Raw genomic sequence first — 23,070 nt, forward strand, 5'->3', positions numbered from 1 at the left:
GGGGAAAGCTCGCTCAATCGACCACCGGCAGCCACACCGCGCTGGCCTGATCCGGCGCATGGACCACTGTCTGCGTCGCCGCCTTGTAATCACCCGGCTTCGCCCAGAAGATGTTGGGCACATAGCTCTGCGGGTTGCGGTCGTAGAGCGGGAACAGGCTCGACTGCACCTGCACCATGATGCGGTGCCCCTTCTTGAAGACATGGTTCACATTGGGCAGGCCGAACTTGTAATTCTCGACTTTGCCCGGGGTCAGCGCGGCGGGGGTCGAGAAACCATGGACATAGCGCCCGCGATAGATCTCGATCCCGATCGGCAATTCGAACCCGGCCATCTTCGGCTGGCTGGTCAGTTCCTGCGGATAGACGTCGATCAGCTTGACCACCCAATCGCTGTCGCTGCCCGAAGTCGCGGCGAACAGATCGACCATCGGCTGTCCCGCGATATGCACATCCTTGTCGAGCGCGGTCGTGGTGTATTCGAGCACATCGGTGCGGCCCGAGACGAAACGCTGATCCTTGACCAGCCAGGTGCGCCACGCATCATCCTTGTTGGGCAACACCGGGCGCGGCAGATACGGCACCGGCCGGGCAGGATCGGAAACATAATCGTCACGGCCCGCCGCCGCCGGCTTGTCCCAAGACAGGCCGAAACTGCCTTGCAGATAGAGCGGGGTCGCCTTGCCGGCCGGCCAGGCCGCGCGGGCCTCCCATTTGTCGATCCCGGTTGCATAGGTCAGCGATGACGGCGTCTTCACCGCGGGCGCGCCGTCCTTGAGATAGCGATCGAGGAACGGTTTCATGTAATCGCGCCGGAATTGCAGCCCGGTGTCGCCGGCGAAATCGAGATCGCCGAGCTTCGAACCGTCATAATTGACCCCCGAATGCCGCCACGGGCCGATCACCAGAGTGACCATGTCGTTCTTCTTGTCCTGCGGCTCGAGCGCCTTGTAGACCGCTGGCGCGCCGTAACTGTCCTCCTGATCCCATTGCCCGACGACAAGCATCGTCGGCACGGTCAGCTTGCGCTTGGCGAGCAGCTTGTCGACCGCCTGATCCTGCCAATATTCGTCATAGGCGGGATGCTCCATCAGCTTCTTCGAATAGGGCAAGCTGTCCACGCCATAAGTCTTGGCGAAATCGCCGGCCGAGCCCGCATTCAGGAACACATCATATTCGTCACCCGAACCATATGGGACGGCGCCGCCGCCCTTCTTCGCGGTCTGGCCGAGGATATAAGCGAAATTGGGCATGCGGAACGCGCCGTTGTGGAACCAGTCGTCGCCGACCCAGCCATCGACCATCGGGCTCTGCGGTACCGCCGCCTTCAGCGCCGGGTGCGGATTGATCAGCGCCATCAGCGAGGTGAAGCCGAGATAGGATGACCCGGTGATGCCGACCTTGCCGTTCGATTCGGGCACATTCTTCACCAGCCAGTCGATCGTGTCATAGGCGTCGGTCGAATGATCGATCTTGGTATCGTTGAGCGGCCCGGAAAGCGGCCGCGTCATGACATAATCGCCCTCCGACCCGTCGAGCCCACGCACATCCTGATAGACGCGGATATAACCGTCATTGACGAACTCCGCGTCGGAGATCGGCAAGATCTCCTCGATCTTCTGGCTGCGGTTGCGCATCGTCGCCTTGCCCGCATTATAGGGCGTGCGGCTGAGCAGGATCGGGCCGCCTTTGGTGCCCTTGCGCATGACGATGACGGTAAACAGCTTCACCCCGTCGCGCATCGGGATCATCACTTCCTTGCGGACATAATCGGCCTGTTCGCGGATCGGGTCATAGGCGGCAACGTTGTCCGGCGTCATCGGTGCGGTCTGGCTGTAGCCAATGGCGGACAAGGAGGTTGCGGCCAGCAGGGCGATGGCCGTCAGCGGCTTCAGGATGCGCATGATGGGAGGCTTTCGACGGGGGAGGAATGGCTGGAGATAATCATGAATAACGGGCAGACGGAAGGCCTCGCCGATCGGAAAGGCAACAGGCATTGTTTCTGGAGTGGATCGGCAATCTGAGCGAGCGTGGAGTGAAGATACTCGCCCTCTGCCTTGTCGTCGCGCTGTTCTCCACCCCGGTTCTTGCGTTGAAGTGGATGACGGCGGTTCCCGGCCGATCCTATGCGGGTCCGCTGCCGTCGCTGACCGCCGGGGAAAGCGCGATGGCAGTGCGCTTGAGAAGCGATGTCGAAGCGATTGCGAGCACGCCGCACAATATTGAACATCCCGAAGAGCTCGAACAATCCGCTGCCCATATCGAGGGCGTGCTGGCATCACTGGGATATGCGATCCAGCGCCAACGCTTTGCCGCTGATGGCCAGATCGTGCGCAACATCGAGGTGGTGATCGAACCCGCGAAGCCCGATGCCGGGACGATCGTGATCGGGGCACATTACGACAGCGCCGGCATGGCGCCCGGCGCGAACGACAATGGATCGGGCACGGCGGGCGTGATCGAACTGGCGCGCCGCCTTGCCGATCTGCGCGGCAAGGCGCGCTATCGCCTCAGGCTGGTGCTGTTCGTCAATGAGGAGCCGCCCTATTTCAAGACCCCGCTGATGGGCAGCCTGGTCTATGCCAAACGCCTCAAGCAATCCGGCGAGCGCGTGATCGGCATGATGTCGCTGGAGACGATGGGTTTCTACAGCGACCGCGAGCATAGCCAGCACTACCCCTCGCCGCTCGACATGCTCTATCCGAGCAAGGGCGATTTCGTCGCCTTTGTCGGCACGACATCGTCGCGATCGTTCCTGCGCAAGGCCGTCGGGTCGTTCCGCGACAAAACGCAATTCCCCAGCGTCGGCGGCACCGCGCCGGCCTTCATCCAGGGAATCGATTGGTCGGATCACTGGTCGTTCGGCCAGGTCGGCATCCCGGCGCTGATGGTCACCGATACCGCGCCGTTCCGCTATCCGCATTATCACAGCCCGGCCGACACACCCGACAAGGTCGATTATGGGCGGCTGGCGCGGGTCGTCTCGGGGCTGGAGCGGATGATCCGCGACTGGCGTTAGCGAATCGTTCCGCGCCGACGCCAGTTGCTGTTTCACGCTGTTATTTGCCGGAATTTTTTCTGATGCTGTTAAGTTGGATTTTCGGTTCAAGTTTTCCATTGTTTCTCTGACACTTAAACTGCCCCGATGCTGTTATCGAATAACAGTATGAAAACAGCGCATAACAGCATGGGAACAGCCGCACCGGAACAGCAGCGAGAATCCCTCTTCTTTTTCGCAGTCATGTCAAAGAGCACTCCGGATAGCGCACCGCGATCCGTCCGGCGCCACCATGCTATGTGCGACGCCGGCGTTGAATCGGCCCACTCGCCACAGCCCGGCGTACAACGTGCCACCGCCGCGATACTATGCCACTATGGTCTGATGCAGCATTCCGATATCCCGATTTCCCTGATCCGATGACCAATGTCCTCAACATCACCTCGTCGATCCTCGGCCAGCCCTGGCGCTGGCGCGCGCTGGAAACGGATACCCGTGACCCGGGATTTGCGCCGGATGATCTGGTGACGCAATTGCTGCTGGCCCGTGGTTGCCCGCGCGAAGAATTGGAGGCGCATCGGTCCCCAAGCATTCGCGGCTTCATGCCTGATCCGTCGATCTTCCGTGACATGGACAAGGCCGCCGACCGGCTGGCCGATGCGGTGCAGTCGGGCGAGGCGGTGACCATCTTCGGCGACTATGACGTCGATGGCGCGACCTCGGCAGCGCTGATGATCCTGTTGCTCCGCGATCTCGGGCTGGAGGCAAAGGCCTATATCCCCGACCGCCTGATGGAAGGGTACGGCCCTTCGGGCGAAGCGCTGGTGCGGCTGAAGTCGGAGGGTGCGAGCCTGATCGTCACGGTCGATTGCGGCGCGCAGGCGTTCGAAGCGCTGGAACAGGCGCGCGTCGCTGGCGTCGACGTGATCGTCGTCGACCACCATAAATGCGCACTCGCCTTGCCCCATGCCCATGCGCTGGTGAACCCCAACCGGCTCGACGAGACCGAGGGCGCAGCGCACGGGCATCTCGCGGCGGTCGGCGTCGCCTTCCTGCTCGGTGCGGCGCTGATCCGCACGCTCAAAGGGCGCGGGTATTTCGACGGGCGAGAGCCGCCTCGCCTGCTCGACCTGCTCGATATCGTCGCCCTCGGCACGGTTGCCGATGTCGCGCAGTTGAAGGGCCTCAACCGCGCGTTCGTCGCGCAGGGGTTGAAGGTGATGGCGCAGCGCCGCAATATCGGGCTCAACGCGCTGATCTCCGCCTCTCGCCTGACGCGTGCGCCGACCGCGACCGATCTCGGATTCGCGCTGGGGCCGCGGATCAATGCGGGCGGGCGCGTCGGCAAATCCGATCTCGGCGTGCGCTTGCTCACCACCCGCGACCCGCAGGAAGCCGCCGATATCGCCGCCGAGCTTGACCGGCTCAACGAAGAACGCCGCGCGATCGAGGCCCTGGTGCAGGAAGGCGCCGAGGCTATGGCGCTGACCAAAAGCAATCATGCAGTGATCGTCGTGGCGGGCCATGGCTGGCATCCCGGCGTGATCGGGATCGTGGCGGGGCGGTTGAAAGAAAAATACGGCCGCCCCGCAATCGTCATCGCGATCGACGAACACGGCGTCGGCAAAGGATCAGGCCGCTCGATCTCAGGCGTCGACCTTGGCGCCGCCGTGCTGTCGGCCAAGGATTCGGGCCTGCTCGTCGCCGGTGGCGGTCATGCCATGGCGGCAGGCCTGACCATCGACGCGGACCAGCTCGATGCGTTCGCCGCCTTTCTCGATTCGCGCCTCGCCGAGGGTGTTGCACGGTCGATCGGCGATCGCGCGCTGCTGCTCGATGCGTTGCTTGCCCCCGGCGGGATCACGCCTGCTTTGGTCGAGGCGATGGACCTTGGCGGCCCCTATGGCATGGGCTGGCCGCAGCCGCGCGTGGTCGCCGGGCCAGTGCGAATCATCAAGGCGGACATTGTCGGCAACGGCCATGTCCGCGCGGTCGTCGCGGGCGATGATGGCCGCACGATCAAGACCGTCGCTTTCCGCCAGGCCGACACCGCGCTGGGCATGGCCTTGCTCGGCGCACCGCCGCACCGCAAATTGTGGCTCGCCGGGCGCGCGCGGATCGACGATTGGGGCGCGAAGCCGGCGGCCGAACTCCACCTCGACGACGCCGCCTGGGCGGAGTAGCCCAAAGGCTATGGAGCGGGACTGAAGGGGAAAACGATGTTCAGTCACATCACCTTGGGCAGCGCCGATATCAATCGCTCGCGCGCCTTTTACGAACCGGTCATGGCGGTACTCGGCATCGATCAGCCGTTCAAACGTGAAGGCGGCCTGATCTTCGGCGACCTGGCGGGGCAGAAACTGTTTGTCGGTTCGCCCTTCGATGGTGGTGCGCCGAATCCCGGCAACGGGCCGCATACCGCGTTCCTGGCCCCCGACCGGGCGGCGGTCGACGCGTTCCATGCGGCAGCGCTGGCGAATGGCGGCAGCGACGAGGGCGCGCCTGGGCTGCGCCCGCATTATCACGCCAATTATTACGGCGCCTATGTCCGCGATCCCGACGGGAATAAGCTTCAGGCGGTATGTCATCGTCGATATGACGATACAGTGCCTTGACCCGACCGCGCCATTTCCCTAGGCGCGTCACCTGCTCATCCCGCTCGCGGGTATGGCCCCTTCGTCTAGCGGTTAGGACGCGGCCCTTTCACGGCTGAAGCACGGGTTCGATTCCCGTAGGGGTCACCATCATCAGGTGAGAAATGTGCGTTTTCTCCCCCTTTCGGCAGAGCGTTGAGAATCGCGCCCACATTCCGTCCCGCCTTTCGTCCCAATTGCTGTCGGTCCGGTTTCAATCTGCACGGTGTCATCGACCAGACCGGAAATATCTCCCCGAGATTTTGTTGCCTGCCTCCGAGAATGCCGGGAGGATTCGGCAAGCATCTTCATCGTGCCTAGGTCGCCAGGCGACGCGCCGGGGCGCTTGCAGGCGGGCGAGAAAGAAAAGCCGGATCCAGCTTGCGCAAAGGCACGATTCATCAATCTCTGCCCGCTAGCCGGATCTGGCAGGAGGCTGAATGTCGGGAACGATTACCTATACGTTGAACGAGCAAGACGTCATCGTCGCCTATCGCGTGCAATATAGACGCCGCGCCAGCTCCCGCCGGTCTCTGTGCTATAAGGCGCTCGTCCTCGCGATCTTTTGGCTGGGCGGATTCGCGATCAACCTGCTGGAAGACGCGACCTGGGCAGATGCGGCGCGCTCTGCCTCGATCTTCTGCGCGGCGATCATCGTGCCCATATTGCTGCTGGTGCTACTGGGAGACGGCCTTACCGGATATCAGGCGCGGCGGCTCTTCCGGCAGCAACGCACCCTTCACGAGGAATATCGGACGAGCTGGACCGACGAGGGATTGGACCTTCATAGCGCGTCCACTACGGTCGTCATGGCGTGGAGCCAGTTCGACAGTTGGCGGCAGGAAATATCAGGATATCTGATCTATCTCAGTGACCATAATTGTTACGTCTTGCCGCGCCGCTGCTTTACCGACACGCAATGGACCGACCTCGAAGAGACGCTTGTCCGGAGTGGCCTGCCGAGAAAGGGAGTCAAAGCGGCCGCCAATCGGGTAAATCCGGGCCAGGCTGACGCAGAGAAGACGCGGGTCCGCCCGTGGGGGATTGCGGCTTGGTCCAATCCCGGCCGGGTAGCGTTATTGTGGGTGGTCCTTACCCTACTCACGATCGTTGACACCATTCTCTTCCGCGATCGCGGCGGCATGGTCAGTGGGATTCTGTTCCTGTCCGGCATGCCTGTCCTTGCCGCGTTGCTGGCTGGTTGGGTTCTGCGACTACGCTCCGCGACGCTGGGGCTTGCGGCAGTCTTCCTTGCCATCGCGATCGTCTTTCAGGGAGAATTGCTGCTCTCCAAATTCCTTGCGCCGCAGGGCCAGGAAGACGAGTTCTTCAGCATCCTGGCGGGCGCGATGACCATGGTCGCGATCCTGTCGGTCTGGCTGCGCTTCTCGCATAGCAACGCAAAACGGATCTGGGCTGCTACCGGCCTCCTGATCGCGACGATCGCCATCGCCGCCTGGTTTTCTCAGGCGGATCTGACCTTCTACCGCGCCTCGGCGCAGGCGCGATCACTGCTCGGCCTCGGTCCCTCGGAGCAGGAAAACGCGACTGAGAAGAGCATCGACGCGATGCGCGCCATCCCCGTCGATCGCCTGTGGGGGGCGCAACCGGGGCTGGTAGAGAAAGCAGTTGAGGGCCTGTCGCCTCGCATTCCCGGCCGATCCAACGTCTATGCCATCGCCGTCGCCGGGGATGGGCAGCAACAGCTCTTCTCGCGGGAGGCTCATCTTGCGTTGCGGGTCGCCGCCACGCGCTATGGCGGGGATTATCGCGGCGGTGTGCTACTCTCCAATGGAGTGACGGATGTTCTCCATGCGCCGTTCGCAACTCAGGACAATATGGCAGCGGCAGCCCGCGGCCTTGGACGCCGGATCGACCCTGTCCGCGACATTGCGTTCGTCTATCTGGCGTCGCACGGATCGCGCGATGCCGAACTCGCGACCGCCCTTCCGACCTATGACGATCTGACCCCGATCTCTTCCGCCTCGGTCGCCGACGCGCTGGCGCGTGCGGGGATCAGGCGGCGCATCATTATCGTTTCGGCCTGTTTTTCGGGCAGCTGGATTCCTGCGCTGGCGAACGACGACACGATCGTGATCACGGCGGCGCGGAAGGACCGTAGCTCCTTCGGTTGCGACGATACGCGCTCCGTGACGTATTTCGGCGAGGCCTTCCTGAAGGGACCTCTGGCACATGGCGCCTCGCTGCGCGACGCGTTCGAGGCCGCGCGGCGCACGGTAATAGGCTGGGAAGCCGGAGAACATCTTACCCCTTCCGAGCCACAGGTCTCCGTCGGCCGGAACATGCAGGCGCTTTGGACGCAGGCAGGCAGTGCTAGACGCTAAGGACTGGAAGGAATTCCGCCGACGACGCTGCCCGGCGCCTGATCGGGTTAGCCCGGTTCCTCCCGGGCGACGTCAAAAACCGTATTTCAACGTCACCCGGGCATTTCTCGGCTCGCCATAGACGAAGCCGGGAAACCAGCTGTTGCCGCTGTAGAAAGTCTGGTCGAAGAGATTGTCGACGTTGAGCTGAAGCGACAGCTGTTTGTTCATTGCGTAGCGCGCCATGAGATTGACGATAGCGTAGGCCGGCTGGCCGATCGGCTCCACTACGCCGGTACCGGGGTTCTCCGCGGTGACAGGCGGGCGGCTTTCCCATTTGACCGCACCGCCGAGGCTGAACCCGTCGAGCGCGCCGGCAAAGGCGTATTTGGTCGCGAAATTGAACGCTTTGCGCGGTTGATGGCTGAGCACGTCCAGATCGTCGGCATCCTTTGCGCTGTAATGGCTCCAGCCGAGGCTGAGATCCCATTGCCGCGTGACCTTGCCGACGACTTCCAATTCATAGCCCTTGGCGACGGTCCCTTTCGCCCCACGCGAAGCCGGGATGTTCGTGCCCGGCACGAATTCCCCCGGATCGGGCACGGCGAGGTTGTTCTGCTCGATGCGGTAGACAGCGGCGGTCGCCAGCAGCTTGCCGTCGAGCAGCAGCGCTTTCAGCCCCGCCTCATAGCTCTTGCCTTCCAGCGGATCGAGCAGGCGGCCGTCGCGGTCGCGGACATTGCCCTGCGGCTTGAAGATATTGGTGTAGCTCGCATAGGCGGACAGGTTGCGCGTGATGTCGAAGATCAGGCCGGCATAGGGCGTAAGCGTGCCCTTATAGCTGATCCGGTAGGCGCGAGTGTCGACCGTCTCTTGCTCGTTGCGCCGGAAATAGCTCAGGCGTCCGCCACCGATCAGCTTCAGCCGGTCGACTATGCTGATCCGCGTCGTGGCGTATAGCGCCGCCTGGGCGGTGGTGCCTTTGCTCGACTGGAAGCGCGCGCCCCATTCGGGGTCGGCGAGGTTGCCGTCCCAGTGATTGAAATCGGCAATCGGATCGACCGAAGGCGGAGTACGATTGCTCCAGCCATCGGCAAGCTGGCTGACCATGGCGCCGATCGCCAGATCATGCTGCCCGCCCAGCAGCGAGAACGGACCATTGGCCTGGATGCTGCCATGCCATTGTTCGGGATCGGCCTTGTACCAATAGCCTGAGGTGTCCACGCCCGCGCCGGTCACTCGGTCGGGCACGCCGTTGAGCCAGAGCAGTTTCGATTCCTCCAGCCCCTTGTGATAGCCGAGGTCGCCGCGAAGGCTCCATTCCCCGCCCAGTTCATGCTTCAACGTGGCAAAGGCCGAGATCTCGGTAGTATTCCAGAATCCCCAATCGGTGCCGGTGGTCTTGGAGCGCGGCCAGTGGGTGCGTGTGCCGTCGGTATACCAATAGGGCAGCTGCGCCCACATCACGCCATCGCGATCATCGCGCTGATAACTGGCACCGACCGACAATGTCGTGCGCGCGCCGAGGTCGGCATCGACCACAGCGTACAGGACAACGCCCCTCTTTTCCTCGCGATCGACAAAGCCGTCCTGACGATAGGCCTGAGCGACGGCGCGGGCCCGCACCGAGCCGCTGGCATTGAGCGGCGACTGGATATCCAGCGTCCCGGCGATGCGGTTCCATGACGCGCCCTCAAGGCTGGCCCGGCCGGTGAAGTCACGCGCATCGGCATGTTTGCGGATCAGGTTGACGACCGCCGACGGGTCACCCGCACCGTGCATCAGGCCCGCCGCGCCGCGCACCAGGTCGACGCGATCGTAGATCGCCGTGCTGGTCTCGCCAAAGCCGACATTGCCGTTGACGAATGGCGCGCCGTCGAGCTGGAAATTCTGCACCTCAAAGCCGCGCGCGGAAATCGCGCTGCGGCCGCGGTCGATATCCTTTTTGGAAATGCCCACGGCGAAATCGAGTGCGTCGTTGATCGAGATCAGCGCCTGGTCGTCGATCTGCTGGCGCGTGATGACGCTGATCGTCTGCGGCGTTTCGATCGGCGTGAGGCGAAGCCCCGTCGCGGTGGTCGGCTGGTCGCTTCGGCCATAGCCGGTTACGACGATGTCGTCGCTGCTGTCTTCCTCGAGCGCCGTGCCCTGATGCGATGCTTCCTGAGCATGGACCAGTGCCGGCGTGAGTGCCCAGGCAGGGCCCGCCAGCAGCAAGCGAAATGAACGGCGCATCAATGTCCCCTTTTATATCAGCTCTCGTCGCGCCTCATCTTCCGCGCCGCGCCGGACACACCCGCAATCGCTCCGGCCAGAAACGGGCCGGGTGCTAGGCGGACCGGTGATCCGGGGGATGGAGCGAGCGTCACCGTTCGCGACGAGCCGATGATTCGACTAGACGCGGATCGCTAATGCGATTTAATCGCAATTGCAAGAAGCGGAGTGTTGACGACCTTAACTAAGTGGCCGGATCTCGGCTGGGGGCGTATGCCCCGGCGTAACAGGCTCCTGAACCGGGCTGCTATGTGTCGCGCTGGAGGATGATACCCAGTTCCTCTACGTCCAGATCGCGTTCCAGATTGTGCAGCACTTCGTCCTCGATCAGCCCTGCGCGATGGATGCGGATCAGTTCCGCGCGTCCCGCAGCAAGCGCGATCAGCACGACGTCGAAATGCGTTCGGGCGCCTTCCATGAATTTGTCCGTATCCGCCGCGTAGCGCTGGATGACCTCCAGACGCTTGCGAGATTGTTCGAGGAGTTGCGGGTGGATCAGCGTTCCGTCGGGTGCATAGGCATGCGCCTCCACGGCATCGGTCCTGGCACGGGCGATCGCCGCCTCCGATTGCGCCAGGTTCATTTTCGCCGGCGGATCCTGGTCGACCGGCCGGACTCGCCCGATCAGCCAGCCGAGGCTCGTCCCTTGCACGACGACGGTGGCAAAGATCACCGCGAAGGCGATCACGAGCATCAGGTCCCTGCCCGGCATCGACGCCGGCAAGGTGAGCGCCACCGCTAGCGTCACGACGCCGCGCATGCCGGTCCAGCCGAGCACCGTCGCTTGCCGCGCCCCGAGCGGACGCGCTCGTTTAAACCCAATTGCGCGAAGCACACCGAGCAGGCCGTCACTGCCAAAGATCCAGACGAAGCGTGCGACCACGACCGTCAGCACGACGCCAAGGACAGGAATGGCCATCGTGGTCGAAACCGCCTCGATCCCGCCGACCCGATCGAGCACGCCACGAAGCGAGAAGCCGATCAGGATGAAAACCAGAGCCTCGAGCACAAATACCAAGGTCTGCCAGAAGGCGGCGCCGCGGAGCCGGACCTGCGCCGGGAAGATGATATGCTGATACCAGCCGAGCACCAGCCCGGCGACGACCGTCGCGATCACCCCGGAGACATGAACCATCTCTCCGGCGATATAGGCGGCCCAGCAGATGAGCGTGTTGGCCAGGATGATCAGCGTCTGGTCGCTCAGGCGCCGGACGACGAACATCCAGACAGCCGAGACTGCGAGGCCCACGACGATCCCGCCAAATGAAAGGAAGAGGAAATTCGATACCGCCGCGCCGCTATCGAACACACCGCTCAGCGTGGCGACGACGGCGAAGCGAAACAGAACCAGCCCGGTTGCATCGTTGAGCAGGCTTTCTCCTTCCAGCAATGCCGACAGCCGCCGCGGAAGCGTCACGCCCTGAAGCACGGCGCGCGCCGAGACGGCATCCGGCGGCGACACGATGGCGCCAAGGGCGAAGCAGGCCGCCCATGGGAGGCCTGGGACGAGCCAGTGGACGACGACACCAACCGCCAGCGTGGTGAACACGACCGCGCCGACGGCGAGCGACAGGATCCCTGGAAGGTGTCGTCGAAAGCGGCCGAACGCGGTGTAATAGGCCCCGTCCATCAGCAGCGGCGGGAGGAACAGCACCAAAGCAATCTCGGGATCAAGCGCCACCGGAGGCAGGCCGGGCACAAAGGCGAGGCCACCGCCCCCGACGAGCAATGCGGTCGCCGGTGGAAGGCCAATGCGCCGCGCCGCCCAATGCAGCGCGATCACGCCGGCAAGAAGAGCGAGGACGAGTTCGAATGTCTCGACAGGATGCATCGGCGCTCCCACAATCTGGTCAGGCGGATGCCAGACCTGGTTTTGCATGACCCAATGATGCGTTGTGCCACCATGGCGGGCCGGGAGCAAAGCGCTGACTGATCGTCACCGAGATGGCCAGTCTGCGACGACTGCATCGCCGCGAGCGATCGAACGCGTCATTGTGTCTTGCGGGTGTCACAGAGCCGGCCTATCGTCTGCGAATAAGTCGCAAAAGCGAGGCAGCGTAAGGGGAAATCAAGAAGGCACCCCCATGCGTTTCGCGCCCGCCCCCTCTGCCGTCTGGACCATCATCGAAGGCGCCAGGAGCTGGCGCATCGCGCGCGATTCCGGTGACCCGGTCCAGTTCAGCCTGTACAAACGCCTCGAGACATTGGGCGCCGGCCTGCTCGCGCCGGTACTCGACAGCGTGATGACCCTGTTCGAGGCGAGGTTCGGACGACGTTTTCAGGCAGGCGGCCCGTCGGATGCGGCGTTCACACCCGACGAACGGCATCTGCTCGACATGCTGGAAGATGACGATGCCGCACCGCTGGCCGGACAATTCCAGCATGACCTCGCCATGACGATGCGGATCGCGTTGCGCTCGATGCGGATCATGTTGCTGTCGGTCGCCGGAGAGGCGGCTGGCGTCGTGACACCGTTCCCGTTGCAACCCCGCCCGGCATAGCCGATCGGGCGTTTGCGCTGCCAAGCGCCTCACACTCCCCTCCAGGCATAAAGGCGCAAAAGCGGCGCCGGGCAGCACAAAGGCCTGAGCATCGCCTTTGGCGACGATAGCAGCTAGTCAGGCTGCAGTTGCGGTCATCGCCCGCCGGCCGTCCCGTCTCCGGGGCGATTACGACCAATGGACTGTCGAGGAACCCTACATGCCGATCACCATGGCCATATGGCGCCCAATGATTGCCTGCGCGGCGGCGGCACTCGCGGTGATGCCAGTCCCCGCCATGGCCAACACCCCGCGCGAGTTGCTGACCGCCGCGGCCTTTCAAACCACGGACAAGGCCAGGGCGCTGGTTCTGATCGGTCGCGCGATCACTGTGTCGGACCGGATTTTGGCCGAGCGTCCCGGCGACCGTGAAGCGACGCTCCAGCGCGGCGTCGCCATCGGTTACCGCGCCAAGCTCACACGCAGCCGGTCCGACGCCCGCACCTCGCTGGCTATCTTCGAAGCGCTGGCGGCGCGTTATCCGCGGGATGCCGAAGCGCAAATGGTCATCGCCGGCTGGCATCTTGATGCCATCGATCAGTTGGGCGGCTTCATGGCCCGCACGATGCTGGGGGCCAAGGCGCAGCTGGGCGAAGCGGCGCTCACCCGCGCCGTTGCGCTCGGCAATCAGGGAGCGTTCTGCCCGGGCCTGGCAGCGATGATGCGGATACGATCCGACAGCAACAATGTCGCCGAAGCGCGCAAACTCGCCGAGGCCGCCGCCCGTGCCCCTACGCCGACGCCGCTCGATATCGTCATGAAACGCAATGCCATCGCGATCCTGCCGGCCCTGCGCGCCAATGACGGCAAGACCGCCGCCGCGCTGGCGCGAAAGCTGCTGCCTTTCGGAAGAATGACCGACTGAGGCAATTCCTCCTGCCGATGGCGGGTGCCTTGCACGGCTCAAGGCTTGCCCAATTTTCCCAGAAGGAAGAGACGGGTATCGGACGGATCGTCCGCCGGAGCGTCGACATGTGGTTTGAAATATTCGCATCGAGCGCCAATGCCGATTGAACCCGAAAGCGGCGCGATGGCCAAGCCGGGTCCGCAAGCCGGCGTCCAATACGTTGCCGAGCCTGATCGTGTACGGACGCGCCAGCTCTATCTGACGCTCGCCATCGTGCTGCTCTCCTGCTGGATCGCGTCGGAATTCCTGACGCCGATTGCCTGGGCGGCGGTGCTGGCGATTGCCGAATGGCCGCTTTTCGAGAAAGCGCTGCGGCGCATGCCTGACCGCCCGGGACTGGTCGCGGCACTCTTCACGCTGGCGACCGCGTTGCTGGTCATCCTGCCGCTTTCGCTGGCCGCCGTCACCCTGGCGCAGGAGAGCCAGGGTGCGCTCGAATGGCTGAAGCATGCGCAACAAAGCGGGATCGCCGCACCCGCCTGGCTGGCCGGCATCCCGCTATTCGGCGATCGGCTGAACGGTTGGTGGCAGCAGCATGTTGCCAATCCGCAAGGGTCGAACGCGCTGTTGGGCACGCTCACCGCGTCATCGGTGCTCGGCTGGACCCGCTCGATCGGCGGCGAGGTCGCCAAGGAATCGGCGCTGTTCCTCGTCACGTTGCTGGCGCTGGCGACTCTGCTGGCGCGCGGGAGGGAAATCGCCGCCCAATCGCGGGAGGTTTCGGTCAGGATGTTCGGCGCTTTCGGTGGCACGTTTCTGGAGCGCATGATCGGCGCGGTGCGAGCGACCGTGAACGGAACCGTCCTCGTCTCGGTTCTGGAAGGGACGATCATCGGCATCGGCTATGGCGCGGCCGGCGTGCCTCAGCCGCTGCTCTTCGCGACCTTCACGATCGTTCTGGCGCTGGTACCGTTCGGCGCCTGGGCGGCGTTCGGCCTGGCCAGTCTGATCCTGATCGGCAATGGCGACTTCCTGGCCGGGGGCCTGCTCTTTGCGTTCGGCGTGGTTGTGATGACGGTCGGCGACAATGTCGTCCAGCCGTCGGTGATCGGCAGCGCGGTCAAACTGCCGTTTCTGCTGGCGATGATCGGCGCGTTCGGCGGCCTGGCGCAGCTCGGCCTGGTCGGACTGTTCGTCGGCCCCGTGGTAATGGCCGCGCTGTTGCTCGTCTGGCGTCAATGGATGTCGCCATCAACGACAGAATCGGCCGACGATCCTGTGCATTAAGCCGGGAATGACGTGAAGATCCTGGGGGCGTTCTGCAAGAAATGATCATGACTCGCACGTTCCAACGGAGGCATGACACGGTTCATCATAGATCGGACCCTAAAGCGCGTTGGGCCGAACCGGTCCGACTATAAGCGCGGCCCGCAATCCTCTAGTGTTTGCTTGCCGGCGCGTTCTGCCGGCTTGTGAGCGGACAGTTTACCTATGAAGATTCCAGTATTTATTCTGATCGCGGCTGCAGCCTTGCCGGTCGCAGCCTATGCTCAGACAACGCCGGCGCCGACGACGCCCGAGCAGACATCGCCAACCACGTCGGCCCCGGCAGAGCCCACGACAACGCAGACACCACCGGCAGATCCGGCAACGACCCAGGCTACGCCGGCCGACCCACAGGCCGGCCAGACCGCCGACGCATCGGCACCCGCGGACGATTCTTCGGCCGCCACCGATCCAACGACCGACAAGAAGCACAAGAAGAAGAAAAACCCGCGCTAGGGGGTTTCTTGGGTAGGCGCCGTCCCCTCGGCTGCGCCTACCCGCTTTTTTCCCTCGGTCGGGCTTAAGGCCGGGCATCGGTTACGGCGTATCCCGGCACGCGAAGATCGACACACGATGCGATCAGATGACATGCCGAATATGACGCGGCTTAAAACCAGCGCCTCGATCACGAACGATTTCCAGCGGCACGCACTATCGAGTGCGGCGAGGCCGTGGATCGTCACCCAGAGCGCGGCGTTGCCCATCTCCACCGCCGCCAGCACGCCCCCACGGGCTTACCAGATCCCCGAATCCACGCGCCGGCTACTGCCGCGGCCATTGCCTCGCGAGTCGGTGAAACAGCGATGCGAATGTCAGCGGCGACACCGTGAAGCGCGCCGTCGCATGACGTGGCCGGCGAGGAACATCGTCGTCGCGAGCTGCCCCGGAGCATGATATCGTGATCCGGATCGGAACTGACATCCAAGAAGGAACATCGATGGTTCGCAGCTACCTCGTCGCTATGACCGTGGCGGGATTATTCCAGGGAACGGCCGCATCGGCGGAGCCTTTCTACGATGCGGCGCTGTGCAAGCCACCTTACACGATGGACTCCGCGACCACATTGTACGAAGCCGTCGAGAAGATCGCCAAGCCCGACAAATCCCTGCTGACCGCCGAAGTCTACAAGCTGCCCGACGAGATCGGGCAGGACGGATTCAGCAGCAGGGAAGTGGTGTTCGCCGGTACGGCGATTGGCGTGCTGGTCCAGGGGCTTCAGGCCGACGCATTGGCCAAGCGTTATCACCTTGAACCGGAGCGGTCCTCGCTGCTCGGCACATCGAGCAAAGGCTATGCGCGGGCGCTGCCGGCGGCGGAACAGCCATCGCCCGATGCGGGAATCGTGTCGATCGTCGCGCGCGAGAGCCCGTCCTTGCCCGGAAAGACGCTGCTTGCCTGCGAGTTGGTGATGAAAGAGGATCAGGCGGCACTCGACAGCTATGAAAAGGCGAAGGATCAATAGAACGCCGATCCTTGACGCGTTCGTGCATGATATCATGATCGGCGATCGGTCTGTCCGGCCCGATCTTATCCCCGCCAAGTCGAGGATTCCAAATGAACGGCACCCTGTTCGCATCGTTGATCACCATCGCGTTCAGCCAGCCGGCCGGCCCATCCCCAACCGGCGCGCATCGCGAGGCGCTCGACCGTATATGCCGGCCGTTCGCCGCATCGGGGGCGGCCGGGACATTGTCCGGAGCGCGCTTCGCGCCCGAACAGGCGCAAAATCCCGAAACCGCCGCCGCTACGATACAGGCGCATCAGACGATGCTGCTCTTGCCCGATGGCCGTTTTATGCTCGGTACCTCGGCCCTGTATCCGGGGGATATCGAGTTCCGTTTCCGCACGATCGGTTCGCCCGCCGGGGAGGACACGGTCGACCTGCTCGGCTGGCGCGAAGGCGATGTGCTGCAGCATGACGACGCGGCCAGCGCGGTGAAGGACCATGCCGATCTCAGGCTGCTCATACCCGGCTTGCTCGCCTGCGACGCGCTGGAGCGCAAGGCGTCGGACGAAGCGGGGCTGGTACGGTATACCGACGCTGCCGGACGCGTCGTTGCGCTGCGCTTTTCAGGAACAGGCGAGCTGCAACAGGCCGAAATCGGGTCGGAGACTTACCGTTACGACGGCTGGTCGGCAGACGCGCAACAGCCGCGACAGATCGTGCGGCTGCGCGACGGACGTGAAATCGCCCGCTGGACTGACATGCAGATCGCACCGACTCAGGCCGCCGATGTACAGCAGATGGCCCTGCCGCCAGGCTATCGGCCGGCCGACGATCCAGGACCGCTGCGCGCGACGCCGCTGGGGCATGGCGCCTACCGCGTCGATGGCACGGCATCGGGTTATCATACCGGTTTCGTCGTCGGCAGCCGCGAAGTCGCGCTGTTCGATGCGCCGATCGGCGTAGACGACGCCAAGGCAGTGCGCGCGCTGATCGAGCGCACCGCGCCGAACCGCCGTATCGCCCATGTGATCGCATCGCATGTTCACAACGACCACATGGCCGGGCTGCCCGCTTATCCGGATGCCGAAGTCGTCACCGGGATCGGCGGCGGCATCGCGTTGCGCCGGCAGCTCGGCGCAACATTGCCAGCACATGTGCGCGAGATTTCGACGGCGACCGAGATCGATCTGGGCGACCGCATCATCCGTATCTATCCGCTGGCAAGCAGCCATGCCTCGACCATGCTGGTCGGATATGACGCACGGTCGCGTAGCGTGTTTCAGGGCGATCTCTTCTACCTACCCGAACGCGGCAAGGTGCCGGCGGCGTTCAGGACCGGCACCGAACTGGCCGGACTGATCAGGAATCAAAAGCTCGGCGTGGACCATATCGTCGGCGTCCATGGCCGCACCGCGACCATGACCGACCTGCAACAGGGGCTGGCATTGTTCGACAAGGGCGCGGAGTCCGCGCTGTCGATCACCTTGCCGTGACGACTGGCGGAATCCGGCTCGCCACGACGTTCCTGGTCTGACGGTCAAGCGACCAGAGCATGCGCGGCGCCGAACGGTCCCAGCTGAACGCCTGGCCACCGGTCGGCAATGGGATGGTCGCGACATGGTGGAGCACGGTCCCCGCTTCGGGCAACCGCATTGCGTAGAGTTCGGCGCGGTCATGTCCGCTGACATAGAGCAGGCCGTCATCGCCCCATGATCCGCCCGAGCAGCTCATGGGCGCAAACCGGGCCAGCACGCTTTCGGGGAAATGCCACGACCCGGTCAGGCGGAATTCGGCGTCGAGCCGCACCAGCAGAGTCCAGCGATGGTCGTGCCCAGGCTCGCCACCATGACCGTCGTCATAATTGGCGAGGCCGGCATACCAGTCCTTACCGCGCCGCTCGATCCAGGTGAGCGAGCCGGGCAGCGGTGGCAGCGCGACGCTGCGGACATGACGCAACGTCGCGGTATCGAAGAATTCGACCGCACTGGCCATCGGGATGGTGGGATGGTTGGACGCCGCACAAACCAGCAACGCGCCATCGACCACGCAGGAATTCATATGAGGGTAGAGGCTCTTTGGCCCTTCCCATAGCGCGACGCGACGACCAGTCTTCTTGTCGTACTTGCCGATGCGGTTGTTGGTCATCGGATAGAAATAGCGCGCATCGACCGCGACACCCTGCCGCGCCTCCTCCGCCGTCCAGCGCGCGATCACGCTGGCGGGGGCGAGTTCCGGCGCAGTTGCCGCAGGCGGTGTCACGACCTCCTGCGCCCCTGATGGCGACGCGAGCGGGGCCAGCAAGGCGGCGGCGAGGAGATGGGTAAAGCGCATCAGAATTTCACCGATACGCCGCCGTAAAAGGTGCGGCCATAGCGTTCGTTCTGGATGATCCAGTCGGGGTTGCCGCCCTGATATTGCCGCGTCGGTTCGTCGGTCAGGTTCTGCGCCTCGGCGAACAAAGTGACGTTTTTCAACAGCGCGAAGCTCACCTTGGCATCGAGCCGGCGCAGATCGTCATTATACTGGTCGTTATACCAGACATCGCCGACCGCGAGCAGGGCATGGCCGGTATTGTGATAAGCGACCGACGCCTCGAGCGGGCCTTTCTGATAGAAGAGCTCGGCGCCATAGAGATATTTCGACTGACTTGGGAAAGTCGAGCTGCGTCCGTTCTGCAGGGTCAGAGTCGAGCCGGTCAGCGTGCCGTTCAACTGAATGCCGAAGCCCGACAACAGGCCCGGCAGGAAAGTGAATTGCTGCTGATACTGCGCCTCGATGCCGATGATGTCGCCCTTGTCGGCATTGAACGGCTGGGAGATGCTGAGCGTCTGATAGAAGACGCCGTTATAGGTCGTGTCGTGCAGCACCGTTACGCCGCCAAAGATCGGGTTCTTGATGAACTTGGCGAACACGCCGATGCTGAGGATACCGCCGCGCGCGAAATACCATTCGGCCATCGCGTCAAGATTGTCGGCCCGGTAAGGTTTCAAATCGGGGTTGCCGAGCGACACGGCACCATCGGCCATGCTGATCGACCCACCGGGCGACAAATTGCTGTATTCCGGCCGGCCCAAGCTGCGCGAATAAGCGAGGCGGAAGATCGTGTCGTCGGACGGCGTGATGCGCACCACCAGCGACGGCAACCAGTCGCCATAATCATTCTTGCGCGACACCGGGGTGATTACCGGGTTGAGCGTGTTGTTGTTGAGCAGTTGATAGCCGGTGATATCGAGCGAAGTGCGTTCGTAGCGCAGGCCGGGTGTGACCGTCACCGCGCCGAATTTAAGGTTCGCCATGGCATAGCCGGCAGCGACCCTTTCCTTGAGCTGGAAGTCGGCCAGCGTGTTGTTTGCGCGCGTCGCGACCGGATCGAGCGGCATCAATGCGCCGCCGAGATTCTGGTCGGTGAAGTCGTTCAGCGCATCGATGTTGAAGGTCGGGCCGTTCGAATAGCATTGGCCGGTATTCTGGCTGTTCGGATAGACACAAGTTGCGGGACCGCCCAGGCCGAACTGGCCGAGCGTCCAGCGATTTGCCGCCGCACCTCGGACATAAGTCGGATTGTCCTGATCGAAATCACGATCGGTATTGCGATATTTCGCGCCGAATTTGAGGAAGCTGCCACCATCCAGATCATAGGTCGCATCGACCTTGCCCTGCCAGATCTTCTCCGTGTTGAGCTGATGCGAATAGGTATATTGGCGGAACTGCATCTGGTTCGCGGTGCATTCGGTCACCGGCGTCGCAGTGTAGATCGGGTTGGTCAGGTCGAAATTGACCGTGCCGGGATTGCAGCGGAACTGCCAGATCGGGAACTGGTCGAGCGTCTCGTTGCGGCTGTAAGCGCCCTCGTAAGCGAACTTCAGCTTGCCGAGCTCGGTCGAGCCGCCGATGATGCCGGTCGCGAGCCATTTCGCCTTGTAATCGAGCCGCAAATCCTCGCGTCGCTCGGTTCCGGTCGTTGCGGTGCCGGTCACGCCGTCGGGATTGACGGTGAAGCCCGGACCATTGGCGATCGCCGGGGTGGCGAAATCGAGCCGGTAGCGCGGGCGGATCTCATCCTCGATGAATTTCGAATAGATGCCGCGAATGTAGAAGGTTTGCGTGTCGCTCGGGCGCCAGTCGAACGATCCGGTCGCGCCAAGGCGGCGGCGGTCGAGCGAATATTCGGTGTATTTGATATTGTCGGGCACCCCGCCGCCGGCGAAGCGCGAATCCGGCCGCCAATTGTCGGGGTAGAAACCCTCGCTGACGAAATCGCGATTGGAATAGCTCGCACCAAGCACCAGCCCGAACTGCTCGTCCGCGCCAAAGCGGGTGGCGATGCTCAAATCACCCTGCACCGGCACCTTGTGATTGAGTTGCTGATACCCCGCCTTGCCGCTCGCCGAGAGCGAGAAGCTGTCCTTGAAATCGAACGCCGTCTGCGTGACGAGGTTGATCGTGCCACCGATTCCCTGTCCGTCCATATCGGCGGTCTTGACCTTGGCGACCTCGACCCGGTTGAGCAATTGGCCCGACACGATGTCGAGCGGCAGCGAGCGGGTCGTGCCATCGGGGTTGCCGATCTCTATCCCGTTCAGCGTATAGTTATTGAGGTTCGACGGCACCCCGCGGATCGAGACATAACGTCCCTCCCCCTGGTCATAGGTCACGCCGACGCCGGGCAGATGTTCGACCACTTCGGATACATTGCGATCGGGCAACCGGCCGATCTCGTCGGCGGCGGCGACGTCGAGGATGCCGATCGCCTGGCGCTTCGCGTCGAGCGCGCGTTCCTGGCTGGCGCGCTGGCCGGTGACGACGATATCGCCCTGACTGTCGTCGCCCGCCGGAACGGATTCGGCCTGGGATGCGGCCGGCGGCTCGCTCTGGGCGTGAGCGGCGGCGGCCGTACAAAGGGCGAGGACCGACACCCCCAGGCGCGTTACGGTACGACGATGGCTTATCATGTTTCCCCCTCAGCGTGTGCCCGTCATGGGGCATCGCGGTGATCTGTCAGGGGCTTGTCGCCAACTCGGCAACGATCGCCCCTCCGGCACCGTCCATTGAGAGTTTTTTATGACTGCGGCATGACGCGGAAGCCGTAGCCAGCGCAACTTGGTGTTGGCGCAAATGCAACGCGCCGGCTGGTGGCCGACGCGAACCGCCGGTATGCCGGCCGGGTGTTGAAACCAGTGGCCTTGCCGTCTTCACTTAAATGGTCGAGCTGGAGAGCCTGACGCGCGCCGCGGGGGCGCTCGGCGTGCCCAAATCCGCGAGACTCGGGTCCAGCGTCGCTCAATCTCTCTGGATTCAGTTTAGCGCCTGATATATAACAATATTATACGATCATCTCGCCGGCGCGAGCGCGGCAAAGATGTGACACAACCGGTGTCCTATATCTCCCACTGCTATCCCTCAGCTTGGTTATGCGCTGCGATTCAACCATGGCACAGGATCGAGCATGGCATCTCTTGCCGGACAATATCGGCGCGCTTTTTCTGATTGTCGGAAACGGGATGCCACCGCGCCCACAGCCGCGCTGGCGTCTAACTCAACGCGATCTGCCACGCGCGGTGACTGGCCAGATATCCACCAGCATATCGCCGCGCACGATATGATAAGCGTCGTAGAGATTGACCGTCGGGTCGCAGTGAGGAACCTGCAAGCTGATCACCTCGGCGAGAGTGCGTCCCTCGCCCGATGGAAAGATCGCACCATGTTCGTCGCCCATGAAGAGATAGGTCGCACCCTCCGGCGCGCCGCTCTTGACCACCGGCACACCGCCATCGGTTGCGAACGCCTTGTACCCGGCGTCGATCGTGATCAGGCCTGGCGTGTTGGCGCTGACAATGCGCGCGTCGACCAACAGAGAGGTTTCGAACGGTTGACCGCCATCACCGGCGAGATCGCATTCGGCATATTGGCGATCCATGAAGACATAGGATCCGACCTGAAGTTCGGTGAACACGCCGAGCTCCGCGTCGATGCGATGCGTGCCGGTGCCGCCGCCGCTGACGATCGCGGCCGGCATGCCCGCGGCCTCCAGTGCGGCGATGATGCCAGACAAATAAGCGGTGCGCTCGGTGATCGCGGTTCGGCGATCGGCGTAGGATTCGATATGCTGCTGCACGCCGCAATAATATTGCAGGCCGCGAAAGCTGAGCGATGGTTGCGCTGCAATGTCGCGGGCCAGTGACAGCGCGGCTTCGAGCGAGGCGACACCAGTGCGGTGAATGCCGGGGTCCACGTCGATCAGCACGCCGAGCGGGTGATCGGCGGAAACCGAAGCGGCCAGTGCGCGAACATTGTCGGGATGATCGACGACGACCATCAGGCCGCCGATCCGCGCGTGCAAAGCAGCGAGCCGGGCGATCGCCGGCGCCGACACCACTGGCGAGGTGATCAGCACATCCTGGATCTCGCCGCTTTCAGTCAGCGCCTCGGCCTCGCCGAGTTTGGCGCAGCACACACCCGACGCACCCGCCGCGATCTGGCGCCTGGCGATGTCGAGGCTCTTGTGCGTCTTGGCATGCGGCCGCAGGCCCAGTCCCTTGTCCTTCGCGAAATCGGCCATCAGCGCGATATTGCGGTCGAGCGCGTCGCGGTCGACGATCAGGACCGGGGTATTCAGTTCGCCGCGTGAGCCGGGGCGGTCGATCAGATACTGGTGAATCCGAAGGTCGGTCATTGCGGTGAT

The 23,070-nt window shown here is 63.5% G+C and carries 16 protein-coding genes and 1 tRNA gene; 11 read left to right on the forward strand and 6 right to left on the reverse strand.

What is annotated here, in order from left to right; all coding sequences use genetic code 11:
• Window positions 1-13: 13 nt before the first annotated feature.
• The gene (locus G4G27_RS10405; protein ID WP_183113254.1) at window positions 14-1,903 is read right to left on the reverse strand and encodes a CocE/NonD family hydrolase; all 1,890 of its coding nucleotides are present in this window, start codon (window positions 1,901-1,903) and stop codon (window positions 14-16) included.
• A 131-nt stretch (window positions 1,904-2,034) separates the two neighbouring features.
• Here G4G27_RS10405 and G4G27_RS10410 point away from each other — a divergent pair, with 131 nt between their 5' ends.
• From G4G27_RS10410 to G4G27_RS10430, 5 genes are all read left to right on the forward strand, one after another.
• Window positions 2,035-3,018, forward strand: coding sequence for a M28 family peptidase (locus tag G4G27_RS10410; protein WP_202049680.1), 984 nt, complete (start codon window positions 2,035-2,037; stop codon window positions 3,016-3,018).
• 398 nt (window positions 3,019-3,416) lie between these two features.
• The gene (gene recJ / locus G4G27_RS10415; protein WP_183113255.1) at window positions 3,417-5,180 is read left to right on the forward strand and encodes a single-stranded-DNA-specific exonuclease RecJ; all 1,764 of its coding nucleotides are present in this window, start codon (window positions 3,417-3,419) and stop codon (window positions 5,178-5,180) included.
• A 36-nt stretch (window positions 5,181-5,216) separates the two neighbouring features.
• A complete protein-coding gene (locus G4G27_RS10420) occupies window positions 5,217-5,612 on the forward strand; it encodes a VOC family protein (RefSeq protein ID WP_183113256.1) in 396 nt (131 codons plus the stop codon).
• 54 nt (window positions 5,613-5,666) lie between these two features.
• A tRNA-Glu gene (locus tag G4G27_RS10425) sits at window positions 5,667-5,741 on the forward strand.
• Between the two features lie 563 nt (window positions 5,742-6,304).
• The gene (locus tag G4G27_RS10430; RefSeq protein WP_244624701.1) at window positions 6,305-7,975 is read left to right on the forward strand and encodes a C13 family peptidase; all 1,671 of its coding nucleotides are present in this window, start codon (window positions 6,305-6,307) and stop codon (window positions 7,973-7,975) included.
• 72 nt (window positions 7,976-8,047) lie between these two features.
• Here G4G27_RS10430 and G4G27_RS10435 read toward each other — a convergent pair whose 3' ends face one another.
• Window positions 8,048-10,189: a TonB-dependent siderophore receptor gene (locus G4G27_RS10435; RefSeq protein ID WP_183113258.1), complete on the reverse strand. Its 2,142-nt coding sequence runs from the start codon at window positions 10,187-10,189 to the stop codon at window positions 8,048-8,050.
• A 286-nt stretch (window positions 10,190-10,475) separates the two neighbouring features.
• Complete coding sequence (locus G4G27_RS10440) at window positions 10,476-12,059, reverse strand: Na+/H+ antiporter (RefSeq protein WP_183113259.1); 1,584 nt, start codon at window positions 12,057-12,059, stop codon at window positions 10,476-10,478.
• Window positions 12,060-12,312: 253 nt separating this feature from the next.
• Here G4G27_RS10440 and G4G27_RS10445 point away from each other — a divergent pair, with 253 nt between their 5' ends.
• The 6 genes from G4G27_RS10445 (at window position 12,313) to G4G27_RS10470 (ending at window position 17,881) form a co-directional block, all read left to right on the forward strand.
• Window positions 12,313-12,729, forward strand: coding sequence for a hypothetical protein (locus tag G4G27_RS10445; protein WP_183113260.1), 417 nt, complete (start codon window positions 12,313-12,315; stop codon window positions 12,727-12,729).
• A gap of 199 nt (window positions 12,730-12,928) precedes the next feature.
• On the forward strand, window positions 12,929-13,633 hold the full coding sequence (locus G4G27_RS10450) for a hypothetical protein (protein WP_183113261.1): 705 nt from the start codon (window positions 12,929-12,931) through the stop codon (window positions 13,631-13,633).
• Window positions 13,634-13,771: 138 nt separating this feature from the next.
• Complete coding sequence (locus tag G4G27_RS10455; RefSeq protein ID WP_183113262.1) at window positions 13,772-14,902, forward strand: AI-2E family transporter; 1,131 nt, start codon at window positions 13,772-13,774, stop codon at window positions 14,900-14,902.
• Window positions 14,903-15,106: 204 nt separating this feature from the next.
• On the forward strand, window positions 15,107-15,397 hold the full coding sequence (locus G4G27_RS10460) for a hypothetical protein (RefSeq protein WP_183113263.1): 291 nt from the start codon (window positions 15,107-15,109) through the stop codon (window positions 15,395-15,397).
• A 481-nt stretch (window positions 15,398-15,878) separates the two neighbouring features.
• Window positions 15,879-16,403 (forward strand): hypothetical protein, encoded by a 525-nt coding sequence (locus G4G27_RS10465; protein WP_183113264.1) that lies wholly within the window; start codon window positions 15,879-15,881, stop codon window positions 16,401-16,403.
• 92 nt (window positions 16,404-16,495) lie between these two features.
• Window positions 16,496-17,881, forward strand: a complete 1,386-nt coding sequence (locus G4G27_RS10470; RefSeq protein ID WP_183113265.1) for an MBL fold metallo-hydrolase — start codon at window positions 16,496-16,498, stop codon at window positions 17,879-17,881.
• Here the strand turns inward: G4G27_RS10470 and G4G27_RS10475 are convergent.
• From G4G27_RS10475 to G4G27_RS10485, 3 genes are all read right to left on the reverse strand, one after another.
• Complete coding sequence (locus G4G27_RS10475) at window positions 17,868-18,719, reverse strand: hypothetical protein (protein WP_183113266.1); 852 nt, start codon at window positions 18,717-18,719, stop codon at window positions 17,868-17,870. The genes G4G27_RS10470 and G4G27_RS10475 overlap by 14 nt on opposite strands.
• Window positions 18,719-21,340 carry a TonB-dependent receptor gene (locus G4G27_RS10480; RefSeq protein WP_183113267.1) on the reverse strand — a complete coding sequence of 874 codons (2,622 nt, stop codon included), beginning with the start codon at window positions 21,338-21,340 and terminating at the stop codon, window positions 18,719-18,721. The genes G4G27_RS10475 and G4G27_RS10480 overlap by 1 nt, the downstream gene beginning before the upstream one ends.
• Window positions 21,341-21,924: 584 nt before the next feature.
• On the reverse strand, window positions 21,925-23,061 hold the full coding sequence (locus G4G27_RS10485; protein WP_183113268.1) for a DSD1 family PLP-dependent enzyme: 1,137 nt from the start codon (window positions 23,059-23,061) through the stop codon (window positions 21,925-21,927).
• Window positions 23,062-23,070: the final 9 nt, after the last annotated feature.

This window comes from Sphingomonas sp. So64.6b (assembly GCF_014171475.1).
Lineage (GTDB): Bacteria > Pseudomonadota > Alphaproteobacteria > Sphingomonadales > Sphingomonadaceae > Sphingomonas > Sphingomonas alpina_A.